Genomic DNA, 7,920 nt, shown 5'->3' on the forward strand with positions numbered 1-7,920 from the left:
AAACCTCAGATACGGTAGGTGCTCTTGGTCATGACCTTGGCCAGCAGGCTCATGCCAAAGCGCACGGGCGCCGGGAAGCGGTAGCCGCCGGCTTCCAGCGCGGACTCGGCATGGTGTTCCTCGTCGACGCGCATCTGTTCGAGGATGGCGCGGGACTTGCCGTCGTTCTCGGGGATCTGCTCCAGGTGTTCGTCCAGGTGCTTGCACACCTGATGCTCGGTAGCGGCGACGAAGCCCAGGCTGACCTTGTCGCTGACCAGCCCGGCGAGGGCGCCGATGCCGAACGACAGGCCGTAGAACACCGGATTGAGCACGCTGGGGTGGCTGTTGAGCTGGCGAATACGCTGCTCGCACCAGGCCAGGTGGTCGATTTCTTCTTCCGCCGCATGCTCCATGGCCTTGCGCACCTGGGGCAGCTTGGCGGTCAGGGCCTGGCCCTGGTACAGCGCCTGGGCGCAGACTTCGCCGGTGTGGTTGATGCGCATCAGGCCGGCGATATGGCGGGACTGCTGCTCATCGAGCTCGGCGTCCGGCTGGACGATGGCCGGCGAGGGGCGGGCGGGTTGGCCGCTGAAGGGCAGCAAGGTGCGCATGGCGGTATCGGCCTGCAGCAACAAGCGGTCGAGCGGCGAGTAGTGACGTTCGGTAGCCATCGGGCACCTCCGCTGAAGTGATGCCCGACAGTCTACCTCAATACCCTTGGGCGGGCTTGCCTTGGATCAGCCCGGCGGCCAGTGCATCTGGCGCTGGCCAAGCACGTGCATGTGGATGTGGTAGACGGTCTGGCCGCCTTTCGGGTTGCAGTTCATGACGACGCGGAAGCCTTCCTCGCAGCCCTGCTCGACGGCCAGACGCTGGGCGGTGAACAGAATATGGCCGGCCAGGGCCTTGTCCTCTTCGGTCAGGTCGTTGAGGGTGCGGATGTGTTTTTTCGGAATGACCAGAAAATGCACAGGCGCCGCTGGGGCAATGTCCTTGAAGGCCAGGATCTGGTCATCTTCATAGATGATATCCGCCGGGATTTCCCGGTTGATGATTTTGAGGAATAGATCGTCCACAGCACGTGCTCCATGGTGATTGTCGGGGCTGAGTGTACTGAGCCCGACGCTGCTCGCCCAGTGGCTATTCCATGCCGACCGGGCAGTAGCGCCGATGGATAACGCCGGCCAGCTTGCGCGCCAGCCAGCGCGGTAGCAGGCGTGGGGCGAAGGCCAGCCAGCGGTTGCGCCTGCCGGGCAGGATCAGGGCGCGGTTCTTGTCCAGGGCGCGCACTGTATACAGGGCGATTTCTTCGGGACTCAGGCAGCGGGTGTTGCCTTCCAGCCGGGGAATGCGACGTCTGGCGGAGCGCACCGGTCCGGGGCACAGCACCGATACCTTGATTCCGGTGCGTTTCAGCTCTTCGCGCAACGCCTCGGAAAAACTCAGCACATAGGCCTTGCTGGCCGCATAGGCGGCCATCCACGGCCCGGGGGCGACGCCGGCAAGTCCCGCGACATTGAGGATCTGCCCGCCACCTTGGATCGCCATCAGGTTGCCGATGGCATGGCACAGGCGACTGAGCGCGAGGATGTTGACCTCGAGCAGGTCCTGCTCATCGGCCCATTCATGCGCCAGGAATGGCCCGTAGGTGCGCTGCCCCGCGCAGTTGACCAGAAGGTCGATACGCCGCTCGCCTTCCTCCAGCTCAAGCACGAAGCCCGACAGGCGCAAGGGTTGGCTGAGGTCGCAGGCACGGAACAGCACTTCCACGCCAAAGCGTTGGGTGAGTTCGATGGCCACCGGCTCCAGCGTTTCGCGCTGGCGTGCCACCAGGATCAGGTTGCGCCCGCGCCGTGCCAGAGCCTCCGCCAGGGCCAGGCCCAGGCCGCTGGAAGCACCAGTGATCATGGCGTAACGGGTCATGCAAGGCTCCTGGGGCGAAAGGGGCGCCTAGTGTACAGCGTGGCCGTTTTGCTACAAGGCGTTGCTGCGCAGCTGCTGGCTGCGTTCGAGGGCCGCTTGGTATTCGTCCTGCAAGCGCCCGATCAGGTCACCGGCAGTGGGCAGGTCATGGATTTCGCCGACACCCTGGCCGGCCGACCATACGGTCTTCCAGGCCTTGGCTTCCTCGTCCAGCGGCTTGAGCTTACCGGCCTCGTGGTTGCTCTTGAGCGCGGCCAGGTCGTACCCGGCCTGCTCGAGGCTCTGGCGCAGGAAGCTGGCGGGGATGCCGGACACTGCCGGGGTATGCACGATATCGGCCGCACCTGCGCCCAGGATCATCTGTTTGTAGGCGTCCTGGGCCTGGCTCTCGCGGGTGGCGATGAAGCGTGTGCCCATGTAGCCGAGGTCCACCCCCAGCAATTGCGCGGCCAGCAGTTCGTGGCCATGGTTGAGGCAGCCCGCCAGCAGCAGGGTCTTGTCGAAGAACTGGCGGATCTCCGCAACCAGGGCGAACGGACTCCAGGTGCCGGCATGGCCCCCGGCCCCGGCCGCCACCGCGATAAGGCCGTCGACACCTGCCTCTGCGGCCTTTTCGGCGTGGCGACGGGTCGTCACGTCATGGAACACCAGGCCGCCATAGCCGTGCACCGCATCGACCACCTCCTTCACCGCGCCGAGGCTGGTGATGACGATGGGGACCCGATGTTCGACGCACAGTGCAAGGTCGGCCTGCAGACGCGGGTTGCTCGGGTGCACGATGAGATTTACCGCATAGGGAGCAGGTGCCTGCAGTTCGTCCAGCCCTGCTTCGATCTCCTCCAGCCAGGCCTTGAACCCTGCACTGTCACGCTGGTTCAGCGCCGGGAAGCTGCCCACCACGCCATTGGCGCAGCAGGCCAGCACAAGCCGGGGGTTGGAAATCAGGAACATCGGCGCCGCAACCAGAGGCAAGCGCAGGTGTTTTGCGAGCGAGGCGGGCAGGGACATGGCGAAACTCCTGTAGGCGGGTGGATATCGTCAGAACGGTTTGACCACCACGAGAATTACGACGCCCAGCAGCATCAGCACCGGTGCTTCGTTGAACCAGCGGTAGTACACGTGGCTGCGGGTGTTGGTGCCGGCGGCGAAGCGTTTGCGCTGGGCGCCGCACATGTGATGGTAGACGGTGAGCAGCGCGACCAGGGTGAGCTTGGCGTGCAGCCAGCCCTGGCTCAGCCAGCCGGGGTTCAGGTACAGCATCCAGCCGCCGAACACATAGGTGGCGATCATCGCCGGGTTCATGATGCCCCGGTACAGCTTGCGCTCCATGGTGACGAATCGATCGAGGCTGATGCTGTCCTGGCTCTGGGCGTGATAGACGAACAGCCGTGGCAGGTAGAACAGGCCGGCGAACCAGCAGACCACGCTGACGATATGCAGCGCCTTGATCCATAGATAGAGCATGGGGAGTTCCTTCAGGTTTTCACGGTCGTCAGATAGTAGAGTCCAAGGGGCCGAAGGGTCATCCCAAGAGTTGTTACAGGCGCCTTGGCCCCCTATTATCGTGCGCTTTCCAGTGGTCTCGTTGATAAGGGGCAAGCGTCATGATCAAGGTCGGTATCGTCGGCGGCACGGGTTACACCGGTGTCGAACTGCTGCGTCTGCTGGCGCAGCATCCACAGGCCGAAGTGGCGGTCATCACTTCGCGCTCCGAGGCGGGCGTGGCGGTTGCCGACATGTATCCGAACCTGCGCGGCCACTACGACGGCCTGGCGTTCAGCGTTCCGGACAGCAAGACCCTGGCGGCCTGCGATGTGGTGTTCTTCGCCACGCCCCATGGTGTCGCCCACGCCTTGGCCGGCGAGCTGCTGGCCGCCGGGACCAAGGTCATCGACCTGTCCGCCGACTTCCGCCTGCAGGACGCTGTCGAGTGGGGCAAGTGGTACGGCCAGCCTCACGGCGCCCCAGAGTTGCTCAAGGACGCGGTCTACGGTTTACCTGAGGTGAATCGCGAGAAGATCCGCCAGGCGCAGCTGATCGCAGTGCCGGGTTGCTATCCGACCGCCACCCAGCTCGGCTTCCTGCCCCTTCTGGAGGCTGGCCTGGCCGATCCGTCGCGCCTGATCGCCGACTGCAAGTCGGGCGTCAGCGGCGCCGGGCGTGGTGCCGCTGTGGGCTCGCTGTTCTGCGAGGCTGGTGAAAGCATGAAGGCCTATGCGGTCAAGGGCCACCGTCATCTGCCGGAGATCAGCCAGGGCCTGCGCCAGGCAGCCGGCAAGGACATCGGCCTGACCTTTGTGCCGCACCTGACGCCGATGATCCGCGGCATCCATGCCACGCTCTATGCGACGGTCGCCGACACGTCTGTCGACCTGCAGGCGCTGTTCGAGAAGCGCTATGCCAATGAACCGTTCGTCGACGTGATGCCCGCCGGCAGCCACCCGGAAACCCGCAGCGTGCGCGGTGCCAACGTCTGCCGCATCGCCGTGCACCGGCCGCAGGGCGGTGACCTGGTGGTGGTGCTGTCGGTGATCGACAACCTGGTCAAGGGCGCGTCGGGCCAGGCGGTGCAGAACCTCAACATCCTGTTCGGCCTGGATGAGCGCATGGGCCTGTCCCACGCGGGCCTGCTGCCGTAAGCCAGCGTACGTCGCCAAGGCCCGCCGCGTGCGGGCCTTTTTCGTGGGGCCGACTAAAGCCGCACAATTCTTGACCGATTTTCTCGGACAAGCGGATAATACGCCCCATCGAGTTTTATGGCGGCACTGCGCCGGGAGAATCAACATGAGCGTCGAATCCTTCACCCCCACGGCTTTGGAGTTCACCCCCGGGGCTGCGCACAAGGTGAAGACCTTGGTCAGCGAAGAGGGCAACGACCGGCTGAAGCTGCGTGTGTTCGTGACCGGCGGCGGTTGCTCGGGCTTCCAGTACGGCTTCACCTTCGATGAGGACGTGGCCGATGACGACACCATCGTCGAGCGCGAAGGCGTTGCACTGGTCGTCGACCCGATGAGCTACCAGTACCTGGCCGGCGCCGAGGTGGATTACCAGGAGGGGCTGGAAGGCTCGCGCTTCGTGATCAAGAACCCGAACGCCACCACCACCTGCGGTTGCGGTTCGTCGTTCTCGATCTGATCAGGTTGGGCAAAAAAACGCCGCGCATTTGCGCGGCGTTTTACATTCAGGCGGGGTAGATCGCGCCGAGGATACGCAGGCCTCTGGCGGCGGTCACACTGGGCCGATTGGCGGGAATGCCTTCCAGGCAGCAATGGGCCAGCCACGCGAAGGCCATGGCCTCCACCCAGTCGGGGTCCACACCATGCGCGGCGGTGCTGGCAACCTTCGCCCCAGGCAGCAGGGCGGCCAGGCGAGCCATGAGGACGCCGTTGCGGGCGCCACCACCGCAGACCAGCAGGGCTTCAGTCCCCGACTGAGCCTGGCGTAGCGAGTCGATGATGGTGTGGGCTGTCAGCTCCAGCAGCGTGGCTTGGACGTCTTCGTCGCGATAAGCGGGTAGCCGGGCCAGGTGGGCATCCAGCCACGGCAGGTTGAACACCTCGCGTCCGGTGCTCTTCGGGCCGCTGCCGGCGAAGAATGGATCGCTCAGTAGCGCGTTCAACAGGCCGTGCCGCACGCAGCCGCTGGCCGCCCAGGCGCCATTGGCATCAAAGGCCTGGCCTTGCTTGCGCTCGATCCAGGCATCCAGCAACACATTGCCCGGCCCGCAGTCGAAGCCATGTACCGGTTGCTCCCGCTCGATCAGGCTGAGGTTGCTGAAACCGCCTACGTTGAGGATCGCCAGGCACTGGCCGAGATGCCCGAACAAGGCCTCGTGAAATGCCGGTACCAGGGGAGCGCCCTGGCCGCCTGCCGCCACGTCGCGGCGGCGGAAGTCGCCCACCACGCAGATGCCGGTGAGTTCGGCCAGCAGGGCGGGGTTGCCGATCTGCACGGTGAAGCCGCGGGCCGGCTCATGGCGAACAGTCTGGCCGTGGCTGCCGATGGCGCGAATGGCCTCGGGGCCCAGGCCTTGGGCGTCCAGCAGGTGGTTGATGCCCTGGGCGGCCAGTGTGGCCCAGCGGTTCTCCGCAAGGGCGGCACGGGCGATCTCGTCGGGGCCGCTGGCGCAGAGGCCGAGCAGGTCCTGGCGCAGGTCGATGGGCATGGGGATGTAGTGGGTGGCGAGCAGCCGCAGCTGCTCGTCTTGCTCGATCAGGGCGATGTCCAGCCCATCGAGGCTGGTGCCGGACATCACCCCCAGGTAGAGCGCCATGGGCTCAGCGCTTGTTGGCTGCGAGCAGAGTGGCCTTTTCCTGATCCATGCGGGCAATCAGGGGCTGGCTCTGCTGGTTGAAGCGCTGGCGCTCGGCCTTGGCGATCGGGTCGGCCATTGGCACTTTCTGGCTCAGTGGGTCGACGTGCACGCCATTGACTTGGAACTCGTAGTGCAGATGCGGGCCGGTCGACAGGCCGGTGGTGCCGATGTAGCCGATGATCTGCCCCTGCTTGACGCTGGAGCCGGTCTTGATGCCCTTGGCGAAGCCCTGCATGTGGCCATAGAGCGTCTTGTACGAGTTGCCGTGGGCGATGATCACGGTGTTGCCGTAGCCGCCACGGCGCCCGGCGAGCTCGATGCGACCGTCGCCTGCAGCCTTGATCGGCGTACCGCGTGGCGCGGCGTAGTCCACGCCCTTGTGCGCGCGGATCTTGTTGAGGATCGGGTGCTTGCGGCCGGCGGAGAACCGCGAGCTGATGCGGGCGAAATCCACCGGGGTGCGGATGAACGCCTTGCGCAGGCTGTTGCCGTCGGCGGTGTAGTAGTTGGTGTTGCCCTGCTTGTTGGTGTAGCGCACGGCGGTGTAGGTCTTGCCGCGGTTGGTGAAGCGGGCGGAGAGGATGTTGCCGGTGCCGACCACTTTGCCGTCCATCATCTTCTGCTCATAGACCACGTCGAATTCGTCGCCCGGGCGGATGTCCTGAGCGAAATCAATGTCGTAGCCGAGGATGCGCGCCATGTCCATGGTCATGCTGTGGGACAGGCCGGCGCGCTGGGCGGAGGCGGACAGCGAGCTCTTGATCACGCCGTGGGCGTAGGCGGTGCGCACCACCGGCTTGCTGACTTCACGCTCGAAGGCGAAGCCCTTGTCGGTGCGGTTCAGGCGGATGGTCTCGAGGTTGCTGACCTTGCTGTGCAGGCTTGCCAGCTGGCCGTCCTTGTCCAGCTCGAATTGCAGCACCTGGCCATGCTTGAGCTGGCTGAACTGCTTGGCCTGCTTGTTGCTGGCCAGTACATCGTGGACGACGTTGGCGGGCAGGCCGACCTTGTTGAACAAGGTCGAGAGCGTATCGCCGCGGCTGACGACCACTTCGCGGTGGCCAGGGGCCTTGTCCTCTTGTTTGGCTGCAGGGGCAGGCGCGGGTTCTGCCTTGGCGGTTTCGGGCGCCGCGCCTTCGATCTGGGCGAAGGGCGAGTCACTGTTTTGTTCGGCCTGGACCAGCGGGGCGCCGCTGGCCTCGTCCTTGAGCTGTTCGGCCGGGCTTTCCAGCTCCAGGCTGAGGGTGGTTTTCTTGGCTTCCACTTCGCTGGAGGGGAACACCAGCAAAGCCAGACTGAGAAGGGCGGCGATGCCGCTGGCGGCCAACAGATGGCTTTTCGGATAAAGCGGGGGCGCTTTAGGCGTTTCGTTGGTCATAGGTAAGGTGACTTTGAAAAAGGTGAAATGGAAAAGATGAATGACATGATGAAGATGAAATAACTGTATAAAATATAACCAAATCCATTCTCACGCAAGGGCGCGTAGACGTTGCGGTGCGCCGTTCGGGTCACAATCCGTTGCGAAACTTGTATTTGATGGCCGATCTTGTATGGTTGGCTCCCCTTGAATCCTAGCGTTGCGGGTCTGTCTATGAAGTCGGTTGAAGAGCAGCTGGCGCTTATCAAGCGCGGTGCGGAAGAGGTATTGGTCGAGTCGGAACTGGTGGAGAAGCTCAAGCGCGGCCAGCCGCTGCGCATCA

10 protein-coding genes (1 of these 10 cut by a window edge) are annotated in these 7,920 nt (G+C 64.5%); 3 read left to right on the plus strand and 7 right to left on the minus strand.

The window, feature by feature from the left end; genetic code table 11:
* Positions 1 to 5: 5 nt before the first annotated feature.
* The 5 genes from coq7 to hemJ form a co-directional block, all read right to left on the minus strand.
* Entirely contained in the window at positions 6 to 653 is a 648-nt protein-coding gene (gene coq7, locus ACZ9C1_RS20815; protein WP_023629307.1) for a 2-polyprenyl-3-methyl-6-methoxy-1,4-benzoquinone monooxygenase, read from the minus strand.
* Positions 654 to 719: 66 nt separating this feature from the next.
* A complete protein-coding gene (locus ACZ9C1_RS20820; protein ID WP_011531867.1) occupies positions 720 to 1,058 on the minus strand; it encodes a histidine triad nucleotide-binding protein in 339 nt (112 codons plus the stop codon).
* A gap of 64 nt (positions 1,059 to 1,122) precedes the next feature.
* Positions 1,123 to 1,905, minus strand: coding sequence for an SDR family NAD(P)-dependent oxidoreductase (locus tag ACZ9C1_RS20825; protein ID WP_110697510.1), 783 nt, complete (start codon positions 1,903 to 1,905; stop codon positions 1,123 to 1,125).
* A 51-nt stretch (positions 1,906 to 1,956) separates the two neighbouring features.
* The gene (locus ACZ9C1_RS20830; RefSeq protein ID WP_110697512.1) at positions 1,957 to 2,913 is read right to left on the minus strand and encodes an NAD(P)H-dependent flavin oxidoreductase; all 957 of its coding nucleotides are present in this window, start codon (positions 2,911 to 2,913) and stop codon (positions 1,957 to 1,959) included.
* A 30-nt stretch (positions 2,914 to 2,943) separates the two neighbouring features.
* A complete protein-coding gene (hemJ, locus tag ACZ9C1_RS20835) occupies positions 2,944 to 3,369 on the minus strand; it encodes a protoporphyrinogen oxidase HemJ (protein WP_110697514.1) in 426 nt (141 codons plus the stop codon).
* Between the two features lie 140 nt (positions 3,370 to 3,509).
* On the opposite strand from hemJ, the gene argC reads away from it, so the two are divergent.
* Entirely contained in the window at positions 3,510 to 4,544 is a 1,035-nt protein-coding gene (gene argC, locus ACZ9C1_RS20840) for an N-acetyl-gamma-glutamyl-phosphate reductase (RefSeq protein WP_023629311.1), read from the plus strand.
* A gap of 145 nt (positions 4,545 to 4,689) precedes the next feature.
* Complete coding sequence (erpA, locus tag ACZ9C1_RS20845; protein ID WP_023629312.1) at positions 4,690 to 5,040, plus strand: iron-sulfur cluster insertion protein ErpA; 351 nt, start codon at positions 4,690 to 4,692, stop codon at positions 5,038 to 5,040.
* A gap of 46 nt (positions 5,041 to 5,086) precedes the next feature.
* On the opposite strand, the gene ACZ9C1_RS20850 is transcribed toward erpA, so the two are convergent.
* Positions 5,087 to 6,178 (minus strand): anhydro-N-acetylmuramic acid kinase, encoded by a 1,092-nt coding sequence (locus tag ACZ9C1_RS20850; RefSeq protein ID WP_476254337.1) that lies wholly within the window; start codon positions 6,176 to 6,178, stop codon positions 5,087 to 5,089.
* A gap of 4 nt (positions 6,179 to 6,182) precedes the next feature.
* Entirely contained in the window at positions 6,183 to 7,598 is a 1,416-nt protein-coding gene (locus tag ACZ9C1_RS20855) for a peptidoglycan DD-metalloendopeptidase family protein (protein ID WP_277502573.1), read from the minus strand.
* A gap of 213 nt (positions 7,599 to 7,811) precedes the next feature.
* Between ACZ9C1_RS20855 and tyrS the strand changes: the two genes are divergently transcribed.
* Positions 7,812 to 7,920: the beginning of a tyrosine--tRNA ligase gene (gene tyrS / locus ACZ9C1_RS20860; RefSeq protein ID WP_110697522.1), read on the plus strand. Its footprint extends 1,091 nt past the window's final position; the window shows 109 of its 1,200 coding nt (coding positions 1-109); the start codon lies at positions 7,812 to 7,814; its stop codon lies off the right edge, out of view.

The sequence above is a fragment of the Pseudomonas sp. TE21435 genome, assembly GCF_056279265.1.

What these genes read in the sequence shown, in the direction of transcription:
- coq7 (WP_023629307.1), bottom strand. Translation starts at nt 653, where the DNA reads ATGGCTACCGAACGTCACTACTCGCCGCTCGACCGCTTGTTGCTGCAG.
- ACZ9C1_RS20825 (WP_110697510.1), bottom strand. Translation starts at nt 1,905, where the DNA reads ATGACCCGTTACGCCATGATCACTGGTGCTTCCAGCGGCCTGGGCCTG.
- ACZ9C1_RS20830 (WP_110697512.1), bottom strand. Translation starts at nt 2,913, where the DNA reads ATGTCCCTGCCCGCCTCGCTCGCAAAACACCTGCGCTTGCCTCTGGTT.
- hemJ (WP_110697514.1), bottom strand. Translation starts at nt 3,369, where the DNA reads ATGCTCTATCTATGGATCAAGGCGCTGCATATCGTCAGCGTGGTCTGC.
- argC (WP_023629311.1), top strand. Translation starts at nt 3,510, where the DNA reads ATGATCAAGGTCGGTATCGTCGGCGGCACGGGTTACACCGGTGTCGAA.
- erpA (WP_023629312.1), top strand. Translation starts at nt 4,690, where the DNA reads ATGAGCGTCGAATCCTTCACCCCCACGGCTTTGGAGTTCACCCCCGGG.
- ACZ9C1_RS20850 (WP_476254337.1), bottom strand. Translation starts at nt 6,178, where the DNA reads ATGGCGCTCTACCTGGGGGTGATGTCCGGCACCAGCCTCGATGGGCTG.
- ACZ9C1_RS20855 (WP_277502573.1), bottom strand. Translation starts at nt 7,598, where the DNA reads ATGACCAACGAAACGCCTAAAGCGCCCCCGCTTTATCCGAAAAGCCAT.